Below are 24,535 nucleotides of genomic sequence, written 5' to 3'. Positions count from 1 at the left end.
CAAAGGAGAATGCTGATGTCCGAAGCAGATGACCGCCCCGCTGTACCTACCGAAAACGAAGCCGATGCCCAGGAACAGCAAACCCCTGCCATCCCCGACGGGCAGGAGGATGCCGGATCCCAGGACCCGGTGCAGGCACACGGTGACCCGCTGCGTGCTGACGGTTCGGAAGCGGACCGCTTGGAGCAGAGTACGGAAAGCGGTGATACCGACGAGGACGAGTATCCCCGCGGGAATGCTCAGTAACCGGTTGGGCTGCTGCGGTTAGGCTGCCCGGTGTGCCGGAGCGGGTGCCGGTGACGAACCGTGGGGCCGCACGCCGAGGCTTTGCCGGGTGTGGGCCTGGAGGTCGGCCACGGCACGGTCCGGCAGGTCGATGATCCCGCGCAGCGAACCCCGCAGGCTTCGGTAGGCAACCTCCACCTCGGACGGCGTCGCCGCGCCGTCAAGGATGATGTTCAGTGCCTGCCGGGCGCCGGCGAGCTTGGTGCGTTCGGCGGGATTGAGCTTGGACTGCCCGCAGCGCCGGGCGTACTTTTCAGCTGTCAGGAAGGCAACCTCAAACCTGTTGACCGCATGAAAGAGTTTGGATGCTTCGGCCGGACCGCGGTCCAGGTCCAGTGCCTGGGCTTCGGCGGCACGGATGCCCTGCATGGCGACAATGACGTCCCGGACCACCGGGTCCGTGTAGTCCGTCATGATGGGATAGTCGATCATCAGGGCGACGTCGGTCTCGTAACGGGACCACCGCACCAGCAGTTCGTCCCTCCGTACGTACAACCGGCGCCAGGACTCGGCCTGCGCAGCGGCATTGCTGCGCCTGCTTTGCGCCGCCCGGGCGCGGCGCCGCGAGGAACGCACCCCCATCGTCAGCAGCACCAGGGCTCCGATAAAAAGCGACGGCGCCATGAAGGCGGCAAAGAAGGACCAGACGGAGGGATCGCCGTCGTCACCGAACACCGCAGCCTGGACGAGCTGGAGTGCACCGTAACCCAGTACCGCAGCAAGGCCCGCAACAAAGGCCGTAAAAATGAGTGCTGCCACCGCGACTTTCTTTGCCACTCTCTTCAGCATGGCGACAGCTTACCGAAAGCGCTGCCCGCATTTACAGGGGGTGCGGCTTGCGTCACGTACAGCCGGCTGCGGCGGGTATGCGGCTGCGGACCGGGCTACCGGGAATGATGGGACGGCTGCAGTCCGTAGACCGGGGTGGGCAGTTCCTCCATTCGGGCCTTGAGCTGCAGTGCCAGGAACAGTGAGTAGTGCCGGCTCTGATGCAGGTTCCCGCCGTGGATCCAGAGATTATCCACATTGGTGGGTTTCCACATATTGCGCAGCTCCCCTTCCCAGGGTCCGGGATCCTTGGTGGTCCCGGAGCCGAAGCCCCAGCATTTGCCCACCTGATCGGCTACCTGCGGGGAGATCAGCTCTGCCAGCCAGTTGTTCATGGATCCATATCCGGTGGCGTAGACGACGACGTCCGCGTCCAGTTCGGTGCCGTCGTCGAGCACCGCTCCGTTGCCCGTGAACTTGGCAACCTGGCCCTGCTTCAGCTTCACTCGCCCGTCGATGATCAGCTGGGAGGCACCGACGTCGATGTAGTAGCCGGAACCGCGCCGCAGGTATTTCAGGAACAATCCGGACCCGTCTTCGCCGAAGTCGAGGTCAAACCCAGCTGCGCGCAGCTGGTCATAGAATTCGGCGTCGTGCTCGGCGATCTTCTCGTAGATCGGGATTTGCGCCTCCGGCAGGATCCGGTAGGGGAGGGAGGCAAAGAGCATGTCCGCTTTTTCAGTGGTGGTGCCGGCTGCCAGAGCGCGCTCCGAGTACAGGTCGCCGAGGGCGAACTCCATCAAGGATTCGCTGCGGACTATATGGGTGGAGGAACGCTGCAGCATCGTGACGTCGGCGCCGTGCTCCCAGAGGTCGGCGGCAATGTCATGGGCCGAGTTGTTCGAGCCGATGATGAGTGCTTTCTTGCCGGTCTGGTCACCGCCGCCGGGGTACTGCGAGGAATGGTACTGCTCGCCGAGGAATGCGTTGGCTCCTTCGAACTCCGGAATATTGGGATATCCGGAGACTCCCAGCGCAAACACCAGCTGCTGCGGATGCAGTGTAATGTCCTGGCCCCCGCGCCGGACTGTCAGCTCCCAGGCTCCGGCATCGTCGTCGTACTGCGCGCCGAGACACTCCGTGCCGGACCAGTAATCCAGTTCCATGAGGGACGTGTAATGCTCCAGCCAGTCGCCAATCTTGTCTTTGGGAGCGAAGACCGGCCAATCGTCGGGGAACTGAAGGTAGGGGAGATGGTCATACCAGACCGGGTCATGCAGGGCGAGGGACTTGTAGCGCTTGCGCCAGGAGTCGCCGGCCCGTTCGTTCCGTTCGATCACGATGGTGGGAACGTTTAGCCGGCGCAGCCGTGCGGCGAGTCCAATCCCGCCTTGGCCACCGCCGACGACGACGCAGTAGGGCTGCTCCTCATAGCCCAGGCGCGCCTGATGCAGTTCCTTTTCCTCGAGCCAGGATTTCCGGCCGCGCTCAACGGTGTGCTCCACTCCCTTGCGCCGGGTGGCACCCTTTTGCTCTTCATGCCCTTTGAGTTCCTGCATAGTGGTGAGCAGGGTCCGGGCTTTTCCGTTTCGCAGCCGCAGATGGCCCCAGCCGCGCGACGCGGCGGTTTCGAACGTGATCCACGCTTCGGCTGCGTCGGCGTCGCCCGCGGCCGGTTCCGCCAGCGTCCAGCCGGAGGGCTGCACGTCATCGAGGACGGAATCGAGCATATCCATGATCTGCTGCTTGCCTTCGAGTGTCTTGAGGTTCCAGGTGAAGGAGACGAAATCCCGCCACAATCCGTCGTCCTCAAACAAGTCGGCCGCCGCTTCGGTATTCCGGGTTGTGAGGGCGGTATTGAGGTTGTTCAGCCAGTCCTGAACTGATTCGTCCAGCTGTGACGGGGAACTGTTGGCCATATCCATATCCACTCCTTTGTGGCTCCTGGGGGCGCGGACCTGTTCGTGGGTCGCGGGGCTCCAGTAAACACTCCCGGCGCTCAGAGCGATAGGGGATGGCCAGGGACTCCTGTTGCCTATCGGGCGGCAGGTCTAAGCTCCTGAGCCATGGAAAATGAACTTGTGGCACTGGAAACCGAGGGATGGCATGCCCTGTCCATTGGGCCTGCGAAAGCGACCGCGTTCTATTCGACTGTTCTGGCGCGGGAACCGGTATTGGTGTTGACCGGCGGGCTGCGGCTCACCAACCGGGACCGGATCCTCGAATCGATGGGAGGTCCGCCGTGGTCTGCCTTCGAGATCATCGAACCCCGGGAAGACTACCTGGGGAACGACGTCGGTGTTCTCACCTACAAGGTGCGCGCAGACCGCGAAGGAACCCCGTACACGGCACTGCTCAGCAGCGTGTATGCCAAGGAAGACGGTGAATGGAAACTAGCCCTGCACCAGCACACGCCCTACTGACGCGTGAGGCGCCTGTGGGATCCCGCACCCGATTCGCCGTCGGCGTCCTCCTCCCCGGATACTGGAAAGCATGACTTCAACGCACGCTGACGCCCTCCCGCTCCGCGGGCCGGGGGCGGTAACGGTCTCCATCACCCGGCGGGTCGATCCCCTCCGTGTGCCTGAGGCCACCCACTGGGTCCAGGAAGGCGTTAACCTCGCCAACAGCTGGCCCGGTTTCCTGGGCTCCGGCTGGGTCCGCGCCTCCGCCGAGTCTGATGAATGGCACATGCTCTACCGCTTCTCCGATGAGGAGGCGCTGGACGCCTGGGAGCACTCCGAACCCCGCCTTGCCTGGCTGGAGCGGGGCCGCGACATGGTTGAGGACCGCCACGTTCTGCGCCGCACCGGCATTGAGGGCTGGTTTGATGCGCCGTCGGTCTCCACCGATCTCGAGACACCGGTCAAGCCGCCGCGCTGGAAGCAGGCTGTAGCCATCTGGTTGGGCTTCTTCCCCGTGAACCTTGCGTTTACAGCGCTGGTGGGCCTGCTGCTGCCCGAGTGGTGGGATTCGCTGCTGATGCCGCTGCGCGTGTTCCTGACCACCGCCATCCTCACGCCGATCATGGCGTACTGGGTGCTGCCCTGGGTCACCGGTCTGCTGCAGCCTTGGCTCCAGCGCCGGAAAACGTCCTAGCGGATCGCCGGCGCGCTGTATCGCGGGCGCCCTACTGGAGTTGGTCGCCCCGGTAATGACCCGGCCATTCTTCGGGCCGGATCCGGGTAATCTCCCGGACCTCGCCGACGGTACCCCACTCGTTCAAACCGAGCCGGGAGAGCGGCCGCAGCTTGTCGATGCGCGGGTGGGAATCGCCGTCGAGCACGTCCGTTTGGATGGCCGCAAAGGTGATATCGCCGTAGACCACAAAACAGTCGCCCACTGGATGAATCTCCCGCAGCCGGCATTCAAGAGCAGCCGGAGAGCCTGCAACGCGGGGAGGCCGCACCGTGGCACTGGGCTCCCGGGCAATCCCGGCGGCATCGAACTCGCTGACCTCCGCGGTGAAACCGGTGCCGGTCGCGTTGACCGCCTCAAACAGGTTCTCCGGGGCGAGACTGATGACAAACTCGCCCGTCTCGCGGATGTTCCGCAGCGAATCCTTCTCGCCCACCGAGGTGAAGGACACCACCGGCGGGTTGACCGAGGCGACGGTGAAGAAGGAATGCGGTGCCAGGTTGTCCACGCCGTCGGCCGAGACCGTCGAAACCCGGGCGATGGGGCGCGGCACCACCACGGAGGTAAGCAGCCGGTAGAAACTGCGGCCGCCCATGGCGGCCGGATCGAAATCCGTTCTCATAGGGGTGAGCTTAGCTGCGGCTTTGATGGCCCCGCATGAAGTCGAGCACCGGCGCTGCCAGAGATGCACCGATCTGCTCCTGCGCCCGCTTGTTCCCGCGCACTTCGAACATGTGGTTTCCGCCGTCAATCCGTTCGACGACGGCGGACTGGCCGATCCGCTCCGCCACCGGTTCCAGCTCGCCCGGCAACGCGAAGGGATCCCGGGTGCCCTGCAGGAACAGCATGGGCAGGGAAAGCCCGTACAGGTGCTCGTCGCGCAGCTTTTCGGGTTTGCCCGGCGGATGCAGCGGATAGCCCAGGAACACCAGTCCCGCTGCCTGCATCCCCTCGGCCACGGCCATGGACGCCATCCGCCCGCCAAAGGACTTTCCGCACGCCCACACAGGTAATCCGTCGGCACGGTCCTCAGCGGCGGACATCAGCGCGCGCCACGTCTCAATCGCTGCCGGGGCTCGGTCCGGGAATTTCTTCCCGGCCTCCCGGTAGGGGAAGTTGAACCGCCAGGTGGCCACACCGCTGTCGTTCATTGCATCGGTAAACCCGGTGAGGAACGGGTGCTCCATGCCGGAACCGGCGCCGTGCGCCACGACCATGGACGCCCACGGATCAGCGGGCTGTGCGCAGACGGCGCTGACTTTACCCTCACCGACCGCCACGGTGAGATGTTCGGACTGAGCTGGCATGGTTCCAATTTACGGGACTCGTCCGGGTCTCTCACCTCACAGCGGCAGGCCGGCTTCTTCCTTCACGGTTTTCATCACGATGGTGCTGGTGAGCTTCTCGACTCCTGGCAGGCCCACGAGCACTTCATCGTAGAACTGCTGGTAGCCGAGGAGATCCGCCGCGATGACCTTGAGCAGGAAATCCGGATCCCCGAAAAGCCTGTCCGCCTTCACGATCTGTTCGTGAAGGCCCACTGCCTTCTCAAAGGTAAGCATCTGCGCGCGGTCGCGCAGGGTTACGAACACCAAAGCCTGAAAACTCAGCCCGACGGCGGCGGGATCAACCACGGCACGATAGCCCGTCAGCACTCCCTTGCGTTCAAGCTCCTTGATGCGGCGGTGGCAGGGCGCAACCGTCAGCCCCACCTCAGCAGCAAGCGCCGTGGCACTCATCCGCCCGTCAATTTGAAGCAGGCGCAAAATTTCATGGTCAATAGCGTCAATCACGCAAGAATCGTATCGTTCAGAGCCGTGGGCGGGCCTCTTCCGGTCAGCACTTTTCGCCGCCGGATCCCTAGGCTTGAGGGATGGATTTTCAGCAATTCGCGGGCTTTGCGATCGTCTCCGTCACCCTGGCCATGACTCCGGGGGCCGACTGGGCATATTGCATCTCCTCCGGCCTGCGCGACCGAAGGATTGCACCCGCCGTGGCCGGGCTGTCCGCCGGCTATCTTTTACACACCGCACTGATCGTCGCCGGACTCGCGGCGCTGATTGCCGCCACCCCGCAGCTCCTGGCCGGCCTAACACTGCTCGGTGCGGCTTACCTGCTCTGGCTGGGGATTTCCACGCTGCGCACCTGGCGTTCGGCCGGTTTTACGACGACGACGGCGGGTTCCGCGGGTTCCGGTGCCGGCGGGTCGGCCGGCGGTGCGGGACCCGCCCTGCCCGGTGGTGCGGAACCTGCCCTGCCCGGCGGTGCGGCGCCGGAATCGATTGACGCCGGAGGCAGGCTGGCCACCCTCGCCCCTCCGATTCCTGTCCGCCCCGGGCCTGCCCGCCGCGGGGGCCGGCAGGACTTCTTCAAGGGGTTGGGCACCAGCGGCACCAACCCGAAGGCGCTGCTGCTCTATCTGGCGCTCATCCCGCAGTTTGTGGATGCCAATGCCGGCCTGGCCGTACCGCTGCAGACCCTGGTCCTGGGCCTGTCCCACTTTGGCGTGTCCGTGCTGGTCTACACCTGTGTTGCCCTTGCGGCCCGACGGCTGCTGCGCTCGCGGCCGGGCGGTGCCCGTGCCGTCACGCTGGCCAGCGGTGTCCTGATGGTTTGCCTGTCCCTGGTGCTGCTCGCTGAACAGGGCGCTTCCCTGATCGGTTAACCGGCACCGAGGGCGAATGGACGTCATGCACTGCCGGCAGCGGTCGCGTCCGGATCCCCCTTACGGACGGAAACCCGTATTGCTACCGTTCGAGAAGCCGCAAACACACAAAAACGGAGCCGTAGGCGGATCCCGCAAAGCACCAAACCGGCCGTCTAACCTAGAGCTACACCTCAGCGGGGGGGGGGGGGGGGGGGGGGACAAACATGAAGAAGAAACTCACGGCCGCGTCCATCGCGTGCCTTGTCTCAATTATCGGTTTGACCGGTTGCGGCGGCCATCAGCTGATCTGTCAAGGCAGGAACTTTCCGACGTAGAGAAGTCCCTGGAAAAACCGACGCCGCATGGAAGCAAGCCATCACTGACGGGGTGAAAGCGAACTTCAGCGCTGTTACCTCCAAGTCAGTGGGGACACTGTGGCAGAGACCGCAGTGTGCGGGCCGGTGCACTACCTCGGAGACGACGAGACAACCTGGGACGGGGCACAGTGGAAGGCAGCCGCAGACGGTAACAAACACACCCTAAAGCATCTGAGCATCTTCACCCCTGGCCAGGAATTGCAGGCGAACACAGAGCTGTACCGCCCAGACGATAAGCACCCCCCCCGCCGAGCTGGCCCTGGACGAACCGGATGCTCCGGTAGCGGAGAAAGACACACCATTCTGGCTGACCGTCGCCCAGGCGCCAGCCGAAGCGGAATCATCAACCGCCAAGCCGGGAATCCTAAAAAGCCAGGTAGGAAACGTGAGCGCGTGGTCAGCACAGCAATATCTGAGTGCATAGGGGACGCCACCAACCGGCAGGCCCCAGAAGGCACACAGTTCCTGACGATCAACTTCTCCGAACTCACCGGATTCAAGCCTTCTTCGGACGTGTCAGCAATGGCCGTGGTCGTTAGGGACAAGACGTACCCGATTGAAACCGCAGAAGGACAAACAGTCGTTGTCCCGGTGGCCGGGGATCCTGAAAAAGCGTTGCTCCGGTTGACCTATGACGGGCTGGATCAAGACCTGGCACTGTCCGACATCAGCCGCACAAATGAAGCTGTCGCGGTCGGCCTGTACAGCGAGCTGGAGACAGAACCCAAGGAATCCGACAGCCGTAGCGGGGAAATGACGATGACCCCGGCCAAGGCGGATAACACGTTCTCCGGGAATCTCAGCTTTAACGTGAAAGCCGAGCGGCTGGCTTATGACCCGGAACGCAAGTGGCCGGCAGCCGGTATGTCCAGGCTAGTAGTCAGCCTCAGCACGACCACTAACGGACTTGAATGGGACGGGGAAGGCTTCGAACGCGGCGTATATGGGCTGACCAATACAATCGAAGCGCCAACAATGCAGGTTGACGGTAAGAGCATTACCGGGGAGCTTGGCGACTTCGATAATGGTTTCTTTGGCGGAGGCCAGGAAATCTGGTATCAAGTACCGGCAGACTCTCCCCAGGCAACGTTTTCTGCTGACATAAGAATGGTTGGAGCCCTCAAAGAAGCTTCAAACAATGCGAAAAACGCGCCGGCATCAGTGGAACACGTCTACCCGATCCGGGAAGTAAACCTTGAGTTCGCGTCTGAGGCCAAGGGATAACTAAGGCGTTAAGCAGAGGCTCCGGAGGGGGCACGGGATAGGAGTTTCCGGCTGCCGGGAATCAAAAACGGGGAGCCAGTTCCAAATGTCCTCAGAGCTGCCCATGAATACAATCCACCCGCCAAGTGCCACGCAACTCCAAGAGACCACTGTTGCACCTTCGATGTTCCGGGCCGCTCCAGCTATTCCCAGGCTGCCGCCAACTGCCACGAAAAATGCACCCAGCGTATTTGTGCCTGCGAGACTCCAGCCAACGGAATTTCTGGCCGCCCAGACAACTAAGGCAGCAAAGATGGCCGGAATGATCAAAAACTGGACTATCTGCCCGGTAGCCCAAATCCGCGGATACCAGGCAGCTATCCGGCGCTGCCTTAGATAGATTTTTCTTACCCAGGGAATCTGTAACCAGCGCCTTACTAGCGCTGCCATGCCTGCCTTGCTTGCGTCCCATGCCCAGAGCAGCGCTATTCGGAGCTTCTGTAACCAGCGCCTCTTTCTCGTGGCCTTGCGTGCTCGGCGTGCCTTGCGTGCTGCTGCGGCTTCCGGCGCGGCCGTTGATGCCCTAAGCGTTTTGCGTGCCGCTGCGACTTCTGGCGCTGCCTTTGCCGTCGTTCTCATGGGCCTGGTCGCTGGAGGTTGGGGAACCTTGTACCTGGTGCTGGAGCCGGTCCCCTGATTTCCCTCGTTTTTATTCACCGCCTGATGCTATCGGGGATTCCGGAACGTCCCGGCGAGCGCCGGGGGAGGCAGATCGGGAGGGGGTGTTGATCAGGCGGCTAGTACGTCGTAGGGGTCTTGCCAGTCTGATTCTTCGCGGGTGATACGGGTGACGGCTGGGGCGGGTACCCATTCCTCGTGTACGGATTCTTTTTTGGTGTGGATCAGTACCCAGGCGGGGGTCCAGGCGACGGCCTTGCCGTCTCGGGTGGTGCCGTCCCGGTAGGTCACCCGGATATAGGGATCCTGGCGTTAGGGAGCGTGGGTTACGTTCCCTGGGGGTGGGCCGCCGATGCGTGGGGTGTTGAAGATTTCAGATGCTGCTGAGGGGTCTACCTTGTTCACGTTTACAGGATGGCATCGGGCGGTGACACTTCGGTATGGGTGGCTGGAGACTAGTCTCCAGCTACCCATTTGAGCCCGGCGTGCCGTGTATTCGGATTTCTGGAGGCCGCATGCTTAATGGCATGAACGAGAATCCGAAACCACGGGCCGCCGCTAGTGGGAGTTTGTTGGCGGCGCAGTATTCGCAGCTGGTCGGCGCGCAGCAGTTAGGCACGGAGCTGTTTGCGACGCCTACCTGGAAGAACGTTTCGCAAGCATGTCTAGAGCTTTCTCAGCCACCCCAGCCGTTCCGATTTCCGAGGGTTCCCCTTTTATCACCGGATGGTCGCCGAAGACCCGCGTTGCGAAGGAAGTCCTTAAAAGGTCTCGTACCTCCTCAGACTTGATGGGATCGAGGAAAGCTTCAAAGGTCTTGAGTTGTACCGCGAGTGAGCCCGCCCAGTTCGCCATCATGCGATGCTGATGAGCCTGCCTTGCAAGATAGGCAGAGAGCCCAAAGACCGCAACTGTGGTAATGGCTCTTTGTACCAAGTGAACCCAGTCATCGGAATCGATTTGTAATTTGTCCCATCCCAGGGATGATCCCAGTACAAAGATGCCGGCGATTGCACCACCTACAATGGTTGAAATTATCGTCCATAATCTGAATTTATGCGCAGTAGTGGATTCATTGACCGCAAGATCTTGGTAATGCTGAGCCAGAATATTGTTGCCAGTTGAACCGGCTGCTTTTGACGCTTTGAATGCAGAATTCTCCGCTCTTTGGAGTGCCTGACTCGCGTTTGTCGTAATTGTGCGTAATTCCTGCACGGCTCCGGCCTGCCTGAGCAAGTTGGCAGCGTGGTGAAGCTGCCTTCTGTGGATTTCGCCCCTTTGGCCCTCTGAATGAAAGGTCCTTGCAACTGAAATGACTTTATCGAGTTCGTCTGCCAAGAGATATGCCCAGTCGACAGGTATTTTCTTGGCTTCGTCCAAGGTGCGATTTATTTCACCAACGATGAATTCGACACGCTTAAGAACTTCAGTTGTTACCCAGTGTATTGTGGCATCACCTGTTGGCCGTGCAGCATCCTCCTCAAACCCTTTTCGAATAAGCCCATCCTCCAGGATCGTCAACCAAGCGTCTGCAACTAAATCAATGATTGAGAGATCGATCTCTTCTGCATTTCGGACAGACTTAGCTAGTGTGCTGGAGAGATTTTGTAGTCTTTTCAATGATTCAATCACAGTCAACAACTGATCGAATCGCTCTTGAAACGGCTCGGGATTCACAACACTGGCCAAAATTTGTCTCCTAATGTTGTCGGCTGCTATTCGCAGCAGAAATCTTGGTCAAATATCCCACTACCGATGTACAGGACGACCATAAGGCCCGAGCAAGTAGATTTGATTTTACAAGCAAGGATCTGCTTCGGCGCCTAGGCGGCGTCTGTGTTATTGACCGGCTAGTTGTCTCTGCCGCGATTTGTCAGGTTTCTTGATCGGACGGGGCGCCGATCGGGATCGGTTACTTCTTTGTGTGCGGCCACACTGCATAGGAGCGTCGTCACCCGCTTGGGATCTGTGTTCGTGGGGGTAAGACCGTTATTTCCGGGAGTGTGTTACGCGGGGTTGTGTGATTCCGGAGATCCTTGGTGTTGGTCGTTCCGGTAGGTCTAGTGGGTCTTTTACTTCTGGTGCTTCTATCCGGCCTGCTCTATGCCCTTGTGCTGTAGGGGTTTTTGGACTGTCCGGCGTGGTTCCGGTGGTTCCCGTGGTTCTGGGGTTCTTTTACTTCCGTTGCTGCGGGTGGCGTCTGGGTAGGGCTGCTGGGGTTCGGTGTAGGAGTCGGCCGGGCCGGCGGGATGCTCATTGCCCTGGCAGGTTTTGGGGTGGAAGGACGCGGGGGGCGGGTGGATCCTGGCGGACCGGTGGGTGCTGGAGATTAGTCTCCGGCCGGCTGCCCTGGTGGCCCTGGTGCGGGCCGGCGTGGCTGCTTCGCTGCGGGTGCTGGTGGCCTTGGGCGTGGTGCTTGGGGGGGGGGGGGTGGCGGTCCAGCCCCCCTGTTTTGGGCCGGAGGCCGGCGGGCAGGCGGGGCTGGCGGGTTGCCTTGGTATGTGGCTGGGCGGTCCGGTCGCTGTCAGCTTTTGGGGTGAAGGGGCGCGGGTTGGGGCCGGCCTTGCTGCCTCGCTGTCGGGCTGGCTGTCGTGGCTGTGGTTCCTGGGGGGGGTCGGTGCTCCGACCCCCTGGGGTTACGGCTGCCCTGGCCGGTTGCGCTGGCTGGCTGCCTTGCTGCCTTGCTGCCTTGGTGCTGGCCGGCGGGCCGGCTGTGCCTGGTTGCCCTGGTCGTCGTCGGGCTGCTGCCTTGGTGCCGGGGGCGAGTCTGGGGGCGGGCGGTTTCTGGTGTGGGGCTGGTTTGGTTGGGGGTTTTGCGGGGTTTTTGGTGGTGGGGGTTCTGGGTGGTTGGTGGTTTGCGGGGCTGGCAGGGGGGCGGGTTGCGGGTTGCTGGCGGGTGGTGTGGTTTCGTCTTGTCCCCTTGGTGCGGGGGGTCCTGGGCGGGCCGGCTGCGTGCCTTGCTGCTGGTCGGGGGGTCCGTCGTCGGGGGCCGGCTGCCTCGGTGCCCGGGGCCGGGGCCGTGCACCGGGGTGGGGCAGTGGTGCGGGCGCTGGGCGGTAGGTCGGGCTGGCTGCGGCGCGGGGGCTGGGTGCCCCGCCTCGTCATTGGGAAGGGAGCCGGCCGGGCTTGGGCGGCGCGGATCCTTGCGGGAGGCCGTCCACGGGCCACCTCACGCCGCTGGGCAGGCGGGCAGCGCACCCACCCGCTGCGGCCCCGTGCGAAGGGCCGGCAAGAGAGCGATCCAGCCACCCACGCCGCGGCAGCGGCGCCGCTTTTAGCGCGCGTCAGCGCGCAAGGCCCCGCCAAGGCCGCTCCGAGCAGGCGCGCCAGCTTGTCAGAGGCAGGTTTTGAACCAGACAGCATCTTTGCCGAAGGCAAAGGTGTTTCCACGAGGAGGAACCATGCGTGCTCCAGTCGATTTCCACCATGCAGCGCGGGACGCCGGTGCCGTGATCGCCAGGATCCGTGACGATCAGCTGAGCTGGCCCACCCCGTCGCCGGAATACACGGTTGGTGACCTCTTGGATCACTTTGACGGGCTGTCGCAGGAGTTCCAGCTCTCCGCCCGCAAGAGTGCCCCGCCGCCGGGCGGACATCTGGCCGAAGGGTGGCGGGAGCGCATCCCCAACCAGCTCACGGCCATGGCCGGTGCCTGGGCGGATCCGGCGGCATGGGACGGAGAGACAGTTGCAGGCAGGGTGCCACTGGGTGCAGTGGCGGCCGGCCTGGACCCCCACGGTCTGAGTACTGCAGGGTCTGAACCCTCCGGTGCCCAGCTCCTACCAGCCCAGCCAGTCCAGCGCCTCCCGGGCGATCTGCTGCGGAACGGCGTGGCCGCCGTCGAACTCCCGGTAGGTGACCGGGTGCCCGTCGCTCTCCAGCGCCGGCACAATCTTGCGGGCAGTCACATGGATAGGCAGGATATCGTCGCCGATGCCGTGGGAGACAAAGAACCGCGGAGCCCCGCGGCACGGTCCGCCGGGGATAAAGCCCGGCGAAAACGCCAGGACACGCGTGAAGAGATCCCCGTTGGCCAGCCCCAGGCCTAAGGCATAGGAGGCGCCGTCGGAAAAGCCGGCAACACCGATCCGCCCGGGATCGATGCGCACCTTGGCGAAAGTGTCCTCCAGTGCACTGTTGATCTGGCGCACATCGGCGCCGTAACTTCCCCGCACCGCATCCCACGTGCTGGAGCGGGAAATCGGCGCCAGCAGCACGACCCCGAGTTCATCGGCCAGCGCCGCCAGCTTTGACATTCCCTTGGCGGCATCTGACCCGGCCCCGTGCAGGATGACCAGCAGCGGCAGGGGTTCCTCCAGTGGATCCGGCGAACCGGAACGAACCGCCGGAAGCCTAAGCAGCGCGTCCCCATCGCCTACCGTGTGCAGGTCCGGCTGTCCGGGCGTCCCTGTGCCGAAGGCCCGGGAGGGGGCGGACCGGGCGGGGACGGACAGTGCCGGAGCAGCTGTACCCGGGCGGGCAGGCAGGCGGGATGCCAGGGCTCCGCCGTCAGTGGGACGCACGGGGCGGCATCCCGGAATGAAGGCACCGGCAACCAGCAGAATCAGTGCCGGGGCTAATGAGAGCGCAGACATCCGGGTTCCCTCTCCTCAGGGGCTTGCGTCTGAGTTAACCGCTGCATCCGTGCGGTGTAAAGAACGGGGAATGCTGCGTTGATGCGCCGAACTTGCAGGCCCGGCAAACTTGCAGGAACTGCATGTAACGTCGGAAAGATGACACCACACGTACTCAGCGCGCAGAACCTGACGAAATCGTACGGGCAGGGGGAAAACAGGTTTGATGCCCTGAAGGGCGTCAGCCTGGCCGTGGAAAGCGGCGAGTCCCTTGCGATTGTCGGCAAGAGCGGTTCGGGAAAGTCCACCCTCATGCACCTGCTCGCCCTGCTGGACAGCCCCGACGAGGGGACCATTTCCGTCAAGGGCCAGGATGCGCGTTCGCTGGGAAAAAATGAGCTGAACGAACTGCGCAACCGGGATTTCGGTTTCGTGTTCCAGCAGTTCTTCCTCACCCCCAACTCCTCCGTGCTGGACAATGTTGTGCTGCCGCTGATGATTGCCGGAGTGAAGCCCGCTGAACGCAAGCGCCGCGGCATGGAGGCGCTGGAACGCCTGGAAATGGCGGACAAGGCCAAGAACAAGGCCACTGACCTCTCCGGCGGCCAGAAGCAGCGCGTGGTCATTGCCCGCGCCCTGGTCAACAATCCGTCGGTGATTTTCGCCGATGAACCCACCGGCAACCTGGACACCGCCACCGGCGCCGTCGTGGAAGACATTCTGTTCTCGCTGAACAGGGAACAGGGCATCACCCTGATTACCGTCACGCACGACACGGATCTCGCGGCCCGCTGCAGCCGCCAGTTCTACATCAAGGACGGACGTGAAGTGTCCGCCGATGAACTCATCTCGACCACCATCACCACAGGGGCCTCAGCATGACCGCCGGCGACATTCTCCGCTCAGCAGTATCCAACACCTTCCGCAGCAAGGTCCGCACGGCACTGACCGTGGTCGCCATCTTTATCGGTGCCTTCACGCTGACCCTGACCAGCGCCATCGGTGCTGGAGTCTCGGACTACATCGACAAGCAAATAGGCGCCATTGGCGGCGACGATCTGCTCACCGTCTCGCCCGCCGCAGAAACCGCAGCGGCCGATGACGGGCCCAAGGAATACGATCCGGACGGTGCCGCCATGCAGGGCAGCTTCACGCTGCTCTCCGAGGCGGACATCGAAACCATCCGCGCCACGGACGGCATCGACAAGGTTGAACCGGCCGCCATGCTGGCACCCGACTTCATCCAGTACGACGGCGGGACCAAGTTCGAGCTGACCGTCAATCCGATGATCGGGATGGCGGATGCGGATCTTGCCGCCGGGCGGCAGCTTGAAGACGGCAGCGGATCGCGTGAAGTGCTGCTTCCGTCCTCATACCTGGAGCCGATGGGCTTCGCCGACGAGCAGGCAGCCCTGGACCGGACGGTCTCCATTGCGGTCACTGACTACGCCGGAACCCAGCACACGGTGGATGCCGTGGTGGCCGGTGTGCAGAACGACTCCCTGTTTGGCGACGGTGCCGGATTCAACGAGGAGCTGCGGACCGAAATGGACGCCCTGCAGAAAACCGGCATGCCTGCCGGTGTTCCCAGCGGCTACATCACCTCCGTTGCCTACCTGTCCACGGACATCAGCGCGGACGAGCTGGACGGCATCAAGTCCGACCTCGCAGACCAGGGCTTCACCGCACTGACCGTGGCGGACCAGATCGGTGCCATCCAGACCGTCATCAACGGCATCATCGGCGTCCTCAACGCGTTCGCCGTCATCGCCCTTGTGGCTGCCGGGTTCGGCATCGTGAACACCCTGCTGATGAGCGTGCAGGAACGCACCCGCGAGATCGGTCTCATGAAGGCCATGGGCATGGGCGGCGGCAAGATCTTCGCGCTGTTCAGCTTCGAAGCGATCTTTATTGGTTTCCTTGGATCTGCGCTGGGAGCCGGCGTGGCCATCGGGCTCGGCACGGCGATCAGCTCCGTCCTGTCCAACACGGTGCTTTCAGCCCTTCCCGGCCTGAACATTATGCTGTTCACGCCGGCCTCCGTAGCCGTCATCATCGGCGTCGTCATGCTGATTGCGTTCCTTGCCGGCACGCTGCCTGCTCGCCGGGCAGCCCGGCAGAACCCCATCGACGCCCTGCGGTACGAGTAAGCAGCGGCATCGGGAATTGCATCACGGCGGAAGGCGGAGTGATGGACCAAGGCGTTGAAGCATCCGGGGGGCTGCGTGCCCGCAAGCGTGCAGCCGCCCGGTCGGAGATCGAAAAAACGGCTGTGGCGCTGGTCCTGGAACGGGGTTATGACAACGTCACCGTGGACATGATCTGCACTGCGTCCATGGTGTCGCAGCGGACGTTCTTCAACTATTTCGGTTCGAAGGAAGGCGTCTTCCTGGGTCCGCCGCCCGCCCAAATGCGCGACGCCGTCGCCCGCGAGTTCCTGCCCGACCACGGCACCCCGGTTGTCTTGAGCCTTGCTGCGGCCGTAGTCTCCGCCCTGGTGGCCGGCCAGCCCGATCCGGAGCTGGCCGGCCGCAGGATGAAGGCCATCATGGCCTCACCTGTTCTGTTTTCCAAACAGAACGAATGGATGGCCGATCATGAGAAGCAGTTAACGGACCTGGTGATGGAACGTTACGCGGCTGCGGGTCTCCGCAAATCCGAACCGGACCTCGCCGCGGAGGCCGGCATGGTGGTGGGTCTGGCTCTGGGGGTGGTCCGGGTGGTGCTGCAGCAGAACCACCTGGAGCACGACGACGTCTGGCCGGACACCGGCATCATGGATCGTGCGGGGGTACTCCTGGAGAGGATCTTCGGCAGCTAACGCTGGTCGGTGCCGTCCGGGCGGAACCTGTCATCGCCGTCGGCCGTGTCCGGAAGGGAACCAAAGCTCCTCTTGATGCCGGTGCCCTTGCCCAATTCTTCAGGGTTGGGGCGCGACGTGATGATCAGCAGCAGGAATATCAGCAGGGACACGATGAAGGTGGCGCAGGCAGCGGCGAGTCCCAGCTCCCACCGGAATTCCCGCTCTGTTCCGCCGGTGGAAAAGACGGCCACAGCCACGCCCGCGACCGCTGCCAGCACAGCGGAGAAAATCACCGGAACGTTGCCGTAGCCGGCAGGCGGTCCCTGCGTTCCGGATGGTGAAGACGGGCCGTCAACCATGATGATTCCTCCTGCGGAAGGGTGAACCGGCACGGCCATCCTAAGTCCGCTCCCTCCCGCCCGGAAGGGTCTTGCGGTACCTTCGCGGAGGAAGCCAGATTTGGCGGACACGTTTCCAAGACCGGCAGCTGCAGGAGGACACGATGCGCAAGGTGACGGCGGCACTCTTTAGCTCAGTCGACGGCGTGGTGGAGAACCCGGGAGACTGGCAGTTTGACCATTTTGACGAGGACATGGGGCCCTTGATGGAATCCGTCCTGGCGGGCCAGGATACGGTGCTGCTGGGCCGGACGACCTATCAGGAATGGGCGGACTACTGGCCGGGAAACACCGGGGACGGCTTCGGGAATTTCATCAACCCGGTCGAAAAGTTCGTGGCCTCCCGGACACTCACCGATGAAGACCTGAGCTGGAACAACTCCCACCTAATGGACGATGAGCTGGAGGGCTTCGTGCGCCGGCTCAAGCAACGCGACGGCGGAGACATCGCCGTGAACGGAAGCATTTCACTCGTGCGCCAGCTCCTTTTCGCCGGGCTGCTGGACTCCCTGACACTCATGGTGCACCCGGTGGTGGCCGGTTCGGGGCAGCGGCTGTTTCAGTCCGGAGACCCGCTCACCCGGCTAAAGCTGCTCGAGTCCCGGACCACTGCATCAGGCAATGCCATCCTGACCTACGGGCCGCGGACGTGACGCCCCCGGAAGCGGACCGAGCGCTCGGATATCAAAGAACGGCATCGTACGGCTGACCAGCGGACCCACCAGCAGGGCAAAGGCCACTGTTCCCAGACCCACGGTGCCGCCCAACGCCCACCCCGCACTGAGCACTGCCACCTCTATGCCGGTGCGCGCGGCCCAAACGGGCCATCCGAAGCGGCGGTGCATCCCGGTCATCAGCCCGTCCCGCGGGCCGGGGCCCAGCCGTGCCCCTAAATAGACGCCGGTGGCGGCAGCCAGCAGCACCAGACCGCCGGTGAAGAGCAAAACCCTCGCCCAAAGCTGATCAGGAGCGGGCACCAGGGCAAGGCAAACTTCGGCGCTGGGACCAATCAGCAGCACATTCAGGACGGTGCCGATGCCCGGTTTCTGCCTCAGCGGGATCCACAGCAGCAGCACGAGCGCGCCAATCAGGACGGTCACGATGCCGAAGGGAATGCCCGAAGAACGGGCTGCGCCCTGTCCCAGCACATCCCAGGGGGAAACGCCCAGATGAGCCTGAATCATCATGCCAATGGCAAAGCCATAGCAAAACAGCCCGACCAGCAGCTGGACGGCACGGCGTACGGTGATCCACGTCATGGACTAAGACAAGCCTGTTGTCTGCCGGACTTCAAACCGGTGCCCGGCGCTACGCCCGGCGTGGCGGCGGGAAGCTCCCCGGAGCTGAGAATAAAACGGAACCGGGCTAAGCTGGTCGGTCAACCGAACGGCGGTTGACCGTTGAGCTGGAGGCAAAATGTTCAGGCCAGGCGCACCTCTCGAAGAAATCGAGCAGGACGTTGAAGCAATGATTATCGAGCTGGTCCACAAGCTGGGCCGGCTCGCGGACTCGGACCCGGAACAGGTGGGAGCCTCGGACCGCGCCTACATCAAGGCGTTCTCGGATGCCGAGTCCAACAGCGACACTGACCAGGGGGCACTGCTGGCCACCGCCGTCGGACGCCCCAACCTGGCGGAGTCCCTGATTTACCTGAACCGCAGGCTTGACCAGGACAACCTGGACCCCGGGCAGCCCACCGGAGTCATCGGCGTCATTGTCCGTCTGGCAATGGACGGACTCTGGGTCAGCGACATTCTCGATGCCACCCGCTTTGACGCCCGTGAGCGTGCCCGCATCATGAACCTGCTCACCGCTCTCACACGGGTGAGCGATGACCAGCTGAAAGCGATGCTGGGTGCGCCGGCCGCCAAACCGCGCGGGTTGGACAAACCCGCCTAGGCGGAAGGGCCCAGCGGGCGGACCGGCTGCCGCAGCACCGTCCTGAGCTTGTGCACGGCGGTCCGCCGCGGATCGCTGAGGTAGATCTCATGGTGGTCGCCGTTGAAGGTGAGTGCGTGTGCCGGCATCCACTGGTGATGCAGGCGCTCAAGGACCGGGCCCTCGGCGTCGTAAGCTCCGATGTACAGGATCTGCGCCGAGGTGCCTTCCTCAAGGGTCACCAGGCGCACCCTGTCCAGCCCCGGCGGCTTCTTCTTCCTGGCAACCGCGGCGACGGTATCCGAAACCAGGCCAGGGGTAATCCACGGCGGCTGGGCCACCAGCATGGTCCAGTCCCAGGAATCCTTGTCGCCGCGGATAAAAGCGTCCATGTCAGCCGCACGCCAGAGTCCTTCGAGCGGGCCCACGGTGAAATCGCGGCCGAGGTCCTTTTTGGACGCAAACTTCACCGCATACGCAGTGGGGTAGAGGCATTCCAAGGCGCCCTGATATTCCTTCGACGTGTTGGGATCCCCGTGTCCGTCATAGGCAAGGTACTGCAGGGCCGGAACCTCTACCAGGGCGAAATCGCCGGACTTGGGGGCGTAGAGCTCGGGGTAGCTTTTCTTGAAGTCGAACTTGTCCGTTACAGCCTTTTCCATAGCAGGCGCGCCCTTCCGCGGGGTTTTCAGGATAGGGCGGGTCCTGTGCCCGCGGCTACTGCCTGCGGATAACGGCTACCATCCTTCAAGGGACTCCAGTACGGTCCCGCAAGTCTCCCCCTCACGAACGGAATCCATCATGCTTCACGGCACGGCCGCCACAGTGGTGCTGCTGCGCGATGCGCCCGACGGACTGCAGGTCCTGTTGCTGGAGCGTCCCCGCCACCGGGGATCCTTTGCCGGCGCCTGGGTGTTTCCCGGTGGGCGGGTGGACCCCGAGGACTACGGACTGCCGGCGGATTCGGTGCAGCCTACGGCGAACGACGACGGTGAACTTGCGGCCGCGCTCCGGGCGGGCGTGCGTGAAACCGAAGAGGAAACCGGGCTCCGCCTGGCGGAGCCCAACCTGGTGCGGCTTTCCTGCTGGGAGCCGCCGCCCGAAGCGCCGCGCCGCTACCGGACGTGGTTCTTCCTGGCCGAAGCACCCGAGGGAGAGATCCTGCTCAGCCCCGAAGAACATGTGGACGCGGTTTGGCTGACTCCCGCCGATGCGTTCCGCCGGCAGCGGGAGGGGAGCATGGAACTGTACCCGCCCACTTGGGTGACACTGCACGGGCTGCTGGGGGTGGAAACGGTTGCCGCCGCGCTCGCAGCGGCCGGCGCTGCCGCGCCGCAGACCTACACAACCCGCCAGCTGCCCGGCCAGACGCCGCCGGTAATGGTCTGGCACGGCGACGCCGAGTACCCCCAGCTGCCCGGCGACCCGGAGGCCCGGCACCGGCTGGTCATGGGCGGAGACGGCTGGCTCTACGAACGGACCCTGTAACCGGGGCCTGTAACCGGACCCGGAGCCTGAAACTTACGTGCCGTTAGACTGACCCGATGAACAGCCCCTACCTGATCAGCCGCGAGCGCTTTGTTCCCGCCTCGCCGGAATCCGTGTTTGACCTGCTGGCCCGTCCGGCCATGCACAGTGTTATCGACGGGTCTGGAACCGTCCGTGACGCGCACCCCCACGGTCCTGCCAGACTGGCCCCCGGAGCCACTTTCGGCATGGACATGAAGATGGGCGTTCCCTACAAGATCCGCAACACGGTCACCGAGTTTCAGGAGGGGCACAGGATTGCCTGGCGGCATATGGGCGGTCATATCTGGCGCTACCTGCTGGAGCCTGCAGACGGCGGGACCCTTGTAACCGAGCAGTGGGATGCCAGGGGCGTCCGCCACCGCGTCATGTACCGGATCATGGGAGTGACCCGCCGGCATCCTGCGAGTCTGGAACAAACGCTGGAAAAGCTGGCGGATTATTTTGCCGCCCGGTGACTGATAAAAGGTGATGCTGCCGAACCCGGGACCCTGCCGCGCTAGACTGGACGCCGGAAAACACGGCACCAATCAACAGCGGGAGCGGCGTGGAGATTTTGGATCCGGAGGCCGTGTTCAGGGTCGTGGACCTGGCCGGGGTGCTGGCGAACGGCGTACTGGGCGGAGCGGTTGCCCGGCAGCTGCGTATGGACCCGGTGGGTTTTGTGGTCCTGGCGCTCACCTCAGCCCTGGGCGGAGGTGTCCTGCGCGACACGCTGCTGCAGGCGGGCACCCCGGTGGCGCTGACCGATCCCGCCTACCTCTTTGCAGCCATTGCCGGTGCGTTCATTGCTTACCTGATTGAGCTCAAGGGGAAATGGGCCAATCGGTTCCTGATCGTCATTGATTCCTTTGCCCTTGGCTGCTGGGCGGCCACCGGAACATCCAAGGCCCTGGGCTTTGGCTTGGAGTGGCTGCCTGCCATCCTGATCGGCGTCGCCACAGCGGTGGGCGGCGGCATGATCCGCGATATCGCCGTGGGACGGGTGCCGGCGATCTTCGGCGGCAACACCCTGTACGCCACCGGCGCCCTCATTGCCGCCATTGAAATGGCCGTCCTCTATCACCTGGGACTGCGCAATGTGGGCATGGCCGTGGCCATCGTCTCCGCCGCCGTCATCTGCACCGTGGCCCGCCGCCGCGGCTGGCGCCTGCCCGGCCCGGGGGAGCTGAGCGTGCGGCTTCCGCGCCGGACGCGCAGCAAACCCAGCGGATCCGGGGCTGCCGAAGCCGGCTCACGCAAGAAGGAACAGGGTTGGCCGCGGCCCCGGTTCGGCCGCTTTCCCCGGCCTCGTTCCGCCCGCCGGAATCCGCCGGAACCCGACGGCGACGCCGCCCCGGCCCGCCGCTAGCCGCGCCTGGTGTGCCGGGTGCGGCGGTTGAGCCAAGAGCGAACCGCTGTGGCTCCTGCCACAGCCGCCGGTAACGTGAGCCCCATGACTGCTTACAAAACCGTGAACCCCGCAACCGGGGAGACACTGCAAGAATTCGCCGAAGCCACCGACGCCGAAATCAACGAAGCAATCAGCGCAGCCCACGGTGCCTTTTCCTCGTGGCGCAGCCAGCCGGTTGAGGCCCGGAGCAAGATCATCGCCCGGGTGGCCGAGCTGTACCGCGAACGCAGCGGCGAGCTGGCGGCCCTGATCGCCACCGAAATGGGCAAGCCCCTGCGTGAGGCCAAGGGCGAAGTTGCCCTGTCCGCAGACATCTACGACTACTACGCCGCCGAAGGCCCCGGCTTCATGGCCGATGAGGAACTGAGCGTAAAGGGCGGCGGCGGGGCCACCGTGCGCACCGAACCGATCGGCGCGATCCTGGGCATCATGCCGTGGAACTACCCGTACTACCAGGTGGCCCGGTTCGCCGGCCCCAACCTCATGCTGGGCAACACCGTGCTGCTCAAGCATGCCAACAACTGCCCGCAGTCAGCCCTGGCCATGGAGCAGATCTTCCACGATGCCGGGCTGCCCCGGGATGCCTACATCAACCTTTTCGCCACCAATGACCAGGCCGCGGACATCATTGCAGATCCCCGGATCCAGGGCGTTTCCCTGACCGGTTCGGAGCGTGCCGGTTCCGCCGTTGCCGAGGTGGCCGGCCGGAACCTGAAGAAGTACGTGCTGGAACTGGGCGGCAGCGATCCGTTCATCGTGCTGGATTCCGAGGACCTGGACTCCACGGTCAAGTCCGCCGTGGCCGGCCGCATGGGCAACGCCGGACAGGCCTGCAACGCCGCTAAGCGTTTCATCGTCATGGAGGATCTCTACGACGACTTCGTGGAGAAGTTCACCGCGAAGATGCAGAAGATCCAGCCCGGTGATCCGCTGGACGAGGGCACCCGCTTTGGACCGCTGTCCTCACAGGCTGCCGCAGACTCCTTGGTGGAGCAGATTCAGGATGCCGTGGACAAGGGCGCAACTCTCCACACCGGCGGTGCGTTGGTGGACGGGCCCGGCGCCTACGTTCAGCCCACCGTGCTGACCGGCGTCACGGAGGATATGCGTGCCTTCTCGGAGGAGCTCTTCGGTCCGGCCGCCGTGATCTACAAGGTCTCCAGCGCCGATGAAGCCGTAGAACTGGCGAACAGCTCACCGTACGGCCTGGGCGGCGCCGTCTTCAGCGCTGACGAGGACAAGGCCCTTGAGGTTGCTGACCGGCTGGAATCGGGCATGGTCTGGATCAACGGCGTGTCCGGAACCCAGGAAGACCTGCCCTTCGGCGGCGTCAAGCGCTCCGGCGTGGGCCGGGAACTGGGACGCTACGGCATGGATGAGTTCGTCAACAAGAAGCTGATCCGCACGCCGCAGTCCCGGAAGTAGCGTAGCCGAACGGCCGGGCAGCCCTTATGCGTTTTCTTTCAGCGCGCTCCGGGCTGCCCGTTCCTCTTCCGTGGTGAAAACAACGTAGCGGTACGCGAAGTACCGGAACACGTTGCCGGCCAGGACACCGATGACGTTGCCGGAAATGTTGTCCGCAAACTGGCTGGTGAAACCCAGCACGTAGTGTGACACGAACAGGCAGCCGGTGGCGATGAGCAGCCCCACCACGTTGGTCAGGGCGAAAAGCAGGGTTTCGCTGCGGACGCTCCGCCCCCGGGTGCTGCGGAAGGTCAGGTATCGGCTGCCGACCCAGGAGACGGTCGTGGCAGCGGCAACGGAGATGACCTTGGCGGTTATGGGGCTGTCATCGAGCACTGTCGAGGCCAGGACGTTGAAAAGGGAGACATCCACAACGAAGGCCACTGCGCCGACGAGGGAGAAGGACCCCAGACGCCGCAGTACCTTGCGGACGGGTGAAATGCCGTGGTTGGCCATCAAGTAAATTCCCCTGCTGAATGTGCCCGGTAGGGTGCCGGATCCAACTGGATATTTTCACAGCCTTGCGCGGGGCACAAAATCAGCACCGGAACGGGCAAGCGGCAGGGTATCGGTGAAGACAGTGCCCCGCTCTGCCTCGCTGCGCGGGCTGTGGCGGCCGTGAGGAGGTCCGAGACCAGTGCCAGCAGCTTTTCCCAGTTTCGCAGCGCCGCCTTCAGGGACGCGGTGACGTGCCCCGGCAGGTCGCCGGCGTCTTCGAGGGCCACCAGAGGGCGCGCACGGAACACACCCTACAGTGAACCGGGAAGCGGGCAGGGATGCGTTGCGGCTGCCGGCCTATTCGGCGGAAAAGCGGAGTTCGGCAGCCCCGCCGTTGAACGACGTCGTCCCCGTCAGCCGCATGCGGCCGGTGGGCGCTGCGACGGGAAGCAGGGGGCGCCCGCTGCCGAGCGCCACGGGCATATAGGTGACCCGTACTTCGTCCAGCAGCCCGGCGTCGGCAAACTGGGCTGCGACATGACCGCCGCCCACCACCCAGACGTTCCGGTTGCCGGCGTCGGCCACTGCGGCTGCGCAGATATCCCGGATGTTACCGGCGGCGAAACGTACACCGGTGTCCGGCGGCGCCTGCAGATTTCTGCTGGTCAGCACCTGGCAGGGCAGGGTGCCGTAGGCCCAGGAACCGGGGTCCTCGGCGCGGACGAAGTCGTACGTTACCGAACCCATCACCAGTGCGCCGACCCCGGCCAAAAACTGGTCATAGTGCGTTTGGAACGCCTCGAAGCCGAAGTCCAGCAGCCAGTCGAGCTTGTTGTCTTCGGTGGCTATGTAGCCATCCAGTGACGATGCAACGTAATAGATGACCTTACCCATGTTTTTGAGCATAGCGGCGGGCACAGCGTCACACATCAATGCATGAGCAGCGGGCCGTCCAAACGTGCAT

Annotated in this window: 27 protein-coding genes; 14 read left to right on the top strand and 13 right to left on the bottom strand. The window is 63.8% G+C overall.

Features of this window, described 5'->3' with window-relative positions; translation table 11 throughout:
- Positions 1-15 precede the first annotated feature (15 nt).
- Positions 16-246: a hypothetical protein gene (locus KG104_RS16640; RefSeq protein ID WP_146067184.1), complete on the top strand. Its 231-nt coding sequence runs from the start codon at positions 16-18 to the stop codon at positions 244-246.
- 18 nt (positions 247-264) lie between these two features.
- Here the strand turns inward: KG104_RS16640 and KG104_RS16635 are convergent, their stop codons facing one another.
- Together KG104_RS16635 and KG104_RS16630 are read right to left on the bottom strand one after the other, a co-directional pair.
- Entirely contained in the window at positions 265-1,062 is a 798-nt protein-coding gene (locus KG104_RS16635) for a hypothetical protein (protein WP_181032466.1), read from the bottom strand.
- A 107-nt stretch (positions 1,063-1,169) separates the two neighbouring features.
- Positions 1,170-2,972 (bottom strand): flavin-containing monooxygenase, encoded by a 1,803-nt coding sequence (locus tag KG104_RS16630; protein ID WP_207348331.1) that lies wholly within the window; start codon positions 2,970-2,972, stop codon positions 1,170-1,172.
- Positions 2,973-3,119: 147 nt separating this feature from the next.
- Between KG104_RS16630 and KG104_RS16625 the strand changes: the two genes are divergently transcribed.
- Both KG104_RS16625 and KG104_RS16620 read left to right on the top strand, forming a co-directional pair.
- On the top strand, positions 3,120-3,476 hold the full coding sequence (locus KG104_RS16625) for a nuclear transport factor 2 family protein (protein ID WP_207348299.1): 357 nt from the start codon (positions 3,120-3,122) through the stop codon (positions 3,474-3,476).
- A 70-nt stretch (positions 3,477-3,546) separates the two neighbouring features.
- A complete protein-coding gene (locus KG104_RS16620; protein WP_104053251.1) occupies positions 3,547-4,152 on the top strand; it encodes an antibiotic biosynthesis monooxygenase in 606 nt (201 codons plus the stop codon).
- 31 nt (positions 4,153-4,183) lie between these two features.
- Here KG104_RS16620 and KG104_RS16615 read toward each other — a convergent pair whose 3' ends face one another.
- Genes KG104_RS16615 through KG104_RS16605 form a run of 3 tightly spaced genes read right to left on the bottom strand, consistent with a single transcriptional unit; the run spans position 4,184 to position 5,984 of the window.
- Positions 4,184-4,813 carry a flavin reductase family protein gene (locus KG104_RS16615; protein ID WP_207348300.1) on the bottom strand — a complete coding sequence of 210 codons (630 nt, stop codon included), beginning with the start codon at positions 4,811-4,813 and terminating at the stop codon, positions 4,184-4,186.
- Between the two features lie 10 nt (positions 4,814-4,823).
- Entirely contained in the window at positions 4,824-5,498 is a 675-nt protein-coding gene (locus KG104_RS16610) for an alpha/beta hydrolase family protein (protein WP_207348301.1), read from the bottom strand.
- Positions 5,499-5,534: 36 nt separating this feature from the next.
- On the bottom strand, positions 5,535-5,984 hold the full coding sequence (locus KG104_RS16605; RefSeq protein ID WP_207348302.1) for an Lrp/AsnC family transcriptional regulator: 450 nt from the start codon (positions 5,982-5,984) through the stop codon (positions 5,535-5,537).
- An 80-nt stretch (positions 5,985-6,064) separates the two neighbouring features.
- Between KG104_RS16605 and KG104_RS16600 the strand changes: the two genes are divergently transcribed.
- Complete coding sequence (locus KG104_RS16600) at positions 6,065-6,856, top strand: LysE family translocator (RefSeq protein WP_207348303.1); 792 nt, start codon at positions 6,065-6,067, stop codon at positions 6,854-6,856.
- Between the two features lie 752 nt (positions 6,857-7,608).
- Positions 7,609-8,439 (top strand): hypothetical protein, encoded by an 831-nt coding sequence (locus KG104_RS16595; protein ID WP_207347665.1) that lies wholly within the window; start codon positions 7,609-7,611, stop codon positions 8,437-8,439.
- A gap of 768 nt (positions 8,440-9,207) precedes the next feature.
- Here KG104_RS16595 and KG104_RS16590 read toward each other — a convergent pair.
- From KG104_RS16590 to KG104_RS16580, 3 genes are all read right to left on the bottom strand, one after another.
- Positions 9,208-9,387, bottom strand: a complete 180-nt coding sequence (locus KG104_RS16590; RefSeq protein WP_207347666.1) for a hypothetical protein — start codon at positions 9,385-9,387, stop codon at positions 9,208-9,210.
- Positions 9,388-9,732: 345 nt separating this feature from the next.
- Complete coding sequence (locus KG104_RS16585) at positions 9,733-10,785, bottom strand: hypothetical protein (RefSeq protein WP_207347667.1); 1,053 nt, start codon at positions 10,783-10,785, stop codon at positions 9,733-9,735.
- A 2,090-nt stretch (positions 10,786-12,875) separates the two neighbouring features.
- A complete protein-coding gene (locus tag KG104_RS16580; protein ID WP_207347668.1) occupies positions 12,876-13,691 on the bottom strand; it encodes an alpha/beta hydrolase in 816 nt (271 codons plus the stop codon).
- Positions 13,692-13,829: 138 nt separating this feature from the next.
- Here KG104_RS16580 and KG104_RS16575 point away from each other — a divergent pair, with 138 nt between their 5' ends.
- Genes KG104_RS16575 through KG104_RS16565 form a run of 3 tightly spaced genes read left to right on the top strand, consistent with a single transcriptional unit; the run spans position 13,830 to position 16,491 of the window.
- The gene (locus tag KG104_RS16575) at positions 13,830-14,552 is read left to right on the top strand and encodes an ABC transporter ATP-binding protein (protein ID WP_207347669.1); all 723 of its coding nucleotides are present in this window, start codon (positions 13,830-13,832) and stop codon (positions 14,550-14,552) included.
- A complete protein-coding gene (locus tag KG104_RS16570) occupies positions 14,549-15,820 on the top strand; it encodes an ABC transporter permease (RefSeq protein WP_207347670.1) in 1,272 nt (423 codons plus the stop codon). Before KG104_RS16575 ends, KG104_RS16570 begins: the two co-directional genes overlap by 4 nt.
- 41 nt (positions 15,821-15,861) lie before the next feature.
- Complete coding sequence (locus tag KG104_RS16565) at positions 15,862-16,491, top strand: TetR/AcrR family transcriptional regulator (RefSeq protein WP_104160168.1); 630 nt, start codon at positions 15,862-15,864, stop codon at positions 16,489-16,491.
- On the opposite strand, the gene KG104_RS16560 is transcribed toward KG104_RS16565, so the two are convergent.
- Positions 16,488-16,832, bottom strand: a complete 345-nt coding sequence (locus KG104_RS16560; protein WP_146067186.1) for a hypothetical protein — start codon at positions 16,830-16,832, stop codon at positions 16,488-16,490. The two genes, KG104_RS16565 and KG104_RS16560, sit on opposite strands and share 4 nt — an antisense overlap.
- A gap of 143 nt (positions 16,833-16,975) precedes the next feature.
- Between KG104_RS16560 and KG104_RS16555 the strand changes: the two genes are divergently transcribed.
- The gene (locus KG104_RS16555; protein ID WP_207347671.1) at positions 16,976-17,524 is read left to right on the top strand and encodes a dihydrofolate reductase family protein; all 549 of its coding nucleotides are present in this window, start codon (positions 16,976-16,978) and stop codon (positions 17,522-17,524) included.
- Here KG104_RS16555 and yczE read toward each other — a convergent pair.
- Positions 17,486-18,130: a membrane protein YczE gene (yczE, locus tag KG104_RS16550; protein WP_104053239.1), complete on the bottom strand. Its 645-nt coding sequence runs from the start codon at positions 18,128-18,130 to the stop codon at positions 17,486-17,488. The genes KG104_RS16555 and yczE overlap by 39 nt on opposite strands.
- Before the next feature lie 157 nt (positions 18,131-18,287).
- Here yczE and KG104_RS16545 point away from each other — a divergent pair, with 157 nt between their 5' ends.
- Complete coding sequence (locus tag KG104_RS16545; RefSeq protein WP_104053238.1) at positions 18,288-18,770, top strand: TetR family transcriptional regulator; 483 nt, start codon at positions 18,288-18,290, stop codon at positions 18,768-18,770.
- Here the strand turns inward: KG104_RS16545 and KG104_RS16540 are convergent.
- Positions 18,767-19,411: a GyrI-like domain-containing protein gene (locus KG104_RS16540; RefSeq protein WP_207347672.1), complete on the bottom strand. Its 645-nt coding sequence runs from the start codon at positions 19,409-19,411 to the stop codon at positions 18,767-18,769. The two genes, KG104_RS16545 and KG104_RS16540, sit on opposite strands and share 4 nt — an antisense overlap.
- A gap of 139 nt (positions 19,412-19,550) precedes the next feature.
- On the opposite strand from KG104_RS16540, the gene KG104_RS16535 reads away from it, so the two are divergent.
- The 4 genes from KG104_RS16535 to KG104_RS16520 all read left to right on the top strand — a co-directional run bounded on the left by KG104_RS16535 (position 19,551) and on the right by KG104_RS16520 (position 23,094).
- Positions 19,551-20,237 carry an NUDIX hydrolase gene (locus tag KG104_RS16535; RefSeq protein WP_104053236.1) on the top strand — a complete coding sequence of 229 codons (687 nt, stop codon included), beginning with the start codon at positions 19,551-19,553 and terminating at the stop codon, positions 20,235-20,237.
- Between the two features lie 56 nt (positions 20,238-20,293).
- Entirely contained in the window at positions 20,294-20,734 is a 441-nt protein-coding gene (locus KG104_RS16530) for an SRPBCC family protein (RefSeq protein ID WP_104053235.1), read from the top strand.
- A gap of 89 nt (positions 20,735-20,823) precedes the next feature.
- Positions 20,824-21,627 carry a trimeric intracellular cation channel family protein gene (locus tag KG104_RS16525; protein WP_237688615.1) on the top strand — a complete coding sequence of 268 codons (804 nt, stop codon included), beginning with the start codon at positions 20,824-20,826 and terminating at the stop codon, positions 21,625-21,627.
- Between the two features lie 84 nt (positions 21,628-21,711).
- Positions 21,712-23,094 carry an NAD-dependent succinate-semialdehyde dehydrogenase gene (locus KG104_RS16520; protein WP_207347673.1) on the top strand — a complete coding sequence of 461 codons (1,383 nt, stop codon included), beginning with the start codon at positions 21,712-21,714 and terminating at the stop codon, positions 23,092-23,094.
- 24 nt (positions 23,095-23,118) lie between these two features.
- On the opposite strand, the gene KG104_RS16515 is transcribed toward KG104_RS16520, so the two are convergent.
- Positions 23,119-23,589, bottom strand: coding sequence for a GtrA family protein (locus KG104_RS16515; RefSeq protein ID WP_104160175.1), 471 nt, complete (start codon positions 23,587-23,589; stop codon positions 23,119-23,121).
- 339 nt (positions 23,590-23,928) lie between these two features.
- Positions 23,929-24,465 (bottom strand): dihydrofolate reductase family protein, encoded by a 537-nt coding sequence (locus KG104_RS16510; protein ID WP_207347674.1) that lies wholly within the window; start codon positions 24,463-24,465, stop codon positions 23,929-23,931.
- Positions 24,466-24,535: the final 70 nt, after the last annotated feature.

This window comes from Arthrobacter sunyaminii, from assembly GCF_018866305.1.
In the GTDB taxonomy this organism is placed as follows: Bacteria; Actinomycetota; Actinomycetes; order Actinomycetales; family Micrococcaceae; genus Arthrobacter_B; species Arthrobacter_B sunyaminii.
This window is presented reverse-complemented; position numbering and strand designations above follow the sequence as displayed.

Coding starts and splice junctions, on each gene's coding strand:
- KG104_RS16565 (WP_104160168.1), top strand. CDS start 15,862: ATGGACCAAGGCGTTGAAGCATCCGGGGGGCTGCGTGCCCGCAAGCGT.
- KG104_RS16615 (WP_207348300.1), bottom strand. CDS start 4,813: ATGAGAACGGATTTCGATCCGGCCGCCATGGGCGGCCGCAGTTTCTAC.
- KG104_RS16575 (WP_207347669.1), top strand. CDS start 13,830: ATGACACCACACGTACTCAGCGCGCAGAACCTGACGAAATCGTACGGG.
- KG104_RS16580 (WP_207347668.1), bottom strand. CDS start 13,691: ATGTCTGCGCTCTCATTAGCCCCGGCACTGATTCTGCTGGTTGCCGGT.
- KG104_RS16600 (WP_207348303.1), top strand. CDS start 6,065: ATGGATTTTCAGCAATTCGCGGGCTTTGCGATCGTCTCCGTCACCCTG.
- KG104_RS16630 (WP_207348331.1), bottom strand. CDS start 2,972: ATGGCCAACAGTTCCCCGTCACAGCTGGACGAATCAGTTCAGGACTGG.
- KG104_RS16520 (WP_207347673.1), top strand. CDS start 21,712: ATGACTGCTTACAAAACCGTGAACCCCGCAACCGGGGAGACACTGCAA.
- KG104_RS16560 (WP_146067186.1), bottom strand. CDS start 16,832: ATGGTTGACGGCCCGTCTTCACCATCCGGAACGCAGGGACCGCCTGCC.
- KG104_RS16570 (WP_207347670.1), top strand. CDS start 14,549: ATGACCGCCGGCGACATTCTCCGCTCAGCAGTATCCAACACCTTCCGC.
- KG104_RS16610 (WP_207348301.1), bottom strand. CDS start 5,498: ATGCCAGCTCAGTCCGAACATCTCACCGTGGCGGTCGGTGAGGGTAAA.
- KG104_RS16620 (WP_104053251.1), top strand. CDS start 3,547: ATGACTTCAACGCACGCTGACGCCCTCCCGCTCCGCGGGCCGGGGGCG.
- KG104_RS16515 (WP_104160175.1), bottom strand. CDS start 23,589: ATGGCCAACCACGGCATTTCACCCGTCCGCAAGGTACTGCGGCGTCTG.
- KG104_RS16640 (WP_146067184.1), top strand. CDS start 16: ATGTCCGAAGCAGATGACCGCCCCGCTGTACCTACCGAAAACGAAGCC.
- KG104_RS16510 (WP_207347674.1), bottom strand. CDS start 24,465: ATGGGTAAGGTCATCTATTACGTTGCATCGTCACTGGATGGCTACATA.
- yczE (WP_104053239.1), bottom strand. CDS start 18,130: ATGACGTGGATCACCGTACGCCGTGCCGTCCAGCTGCTGGTCGGGCTG.
- KG104_RS16535 (WP_104053236.1), top strand. CDS start 19,551: ATGCTTCACGGCACGGCCGCCACAGTGGTGCTGCTGCGCGATGCGCCC.
- KG104_RS16625 (WP_207348299.1), top strand. CDS start 3,120: ATGGAAAATGAACTTGTGGCACTGGAAACCGAGGGATGGCATGCCCTG.
- KG104_RS16555 (WP_207347671.1), top strand. CDS start 16,976: ATGCGCAAGGTGACGGCGGCACTCTTTAGCTCAGTCGACGGCGTGGTG.
- KG104_RS16545 (WP_104053238.1), top strand. CDS start 18,288: ATGTTCAGGCCAGGCGCACCTCTCGAAGAAATCGAGCAGGACGTTGAA.
- KG104_RS16540 (WP_207347672.1), bottom strand. CDS start 19,411: ATGGAAAAGGCTGTAACGGACAAGTTCGACTTCAAGAAAAGCTACCCC.
- KG104_RS16530 (WP_104053235.1), top strand. CDS start 20,294: ATGAACAGCCCCTACCTGATCAGCCGCGAGCGCTTTGTTCCCGCCTCG.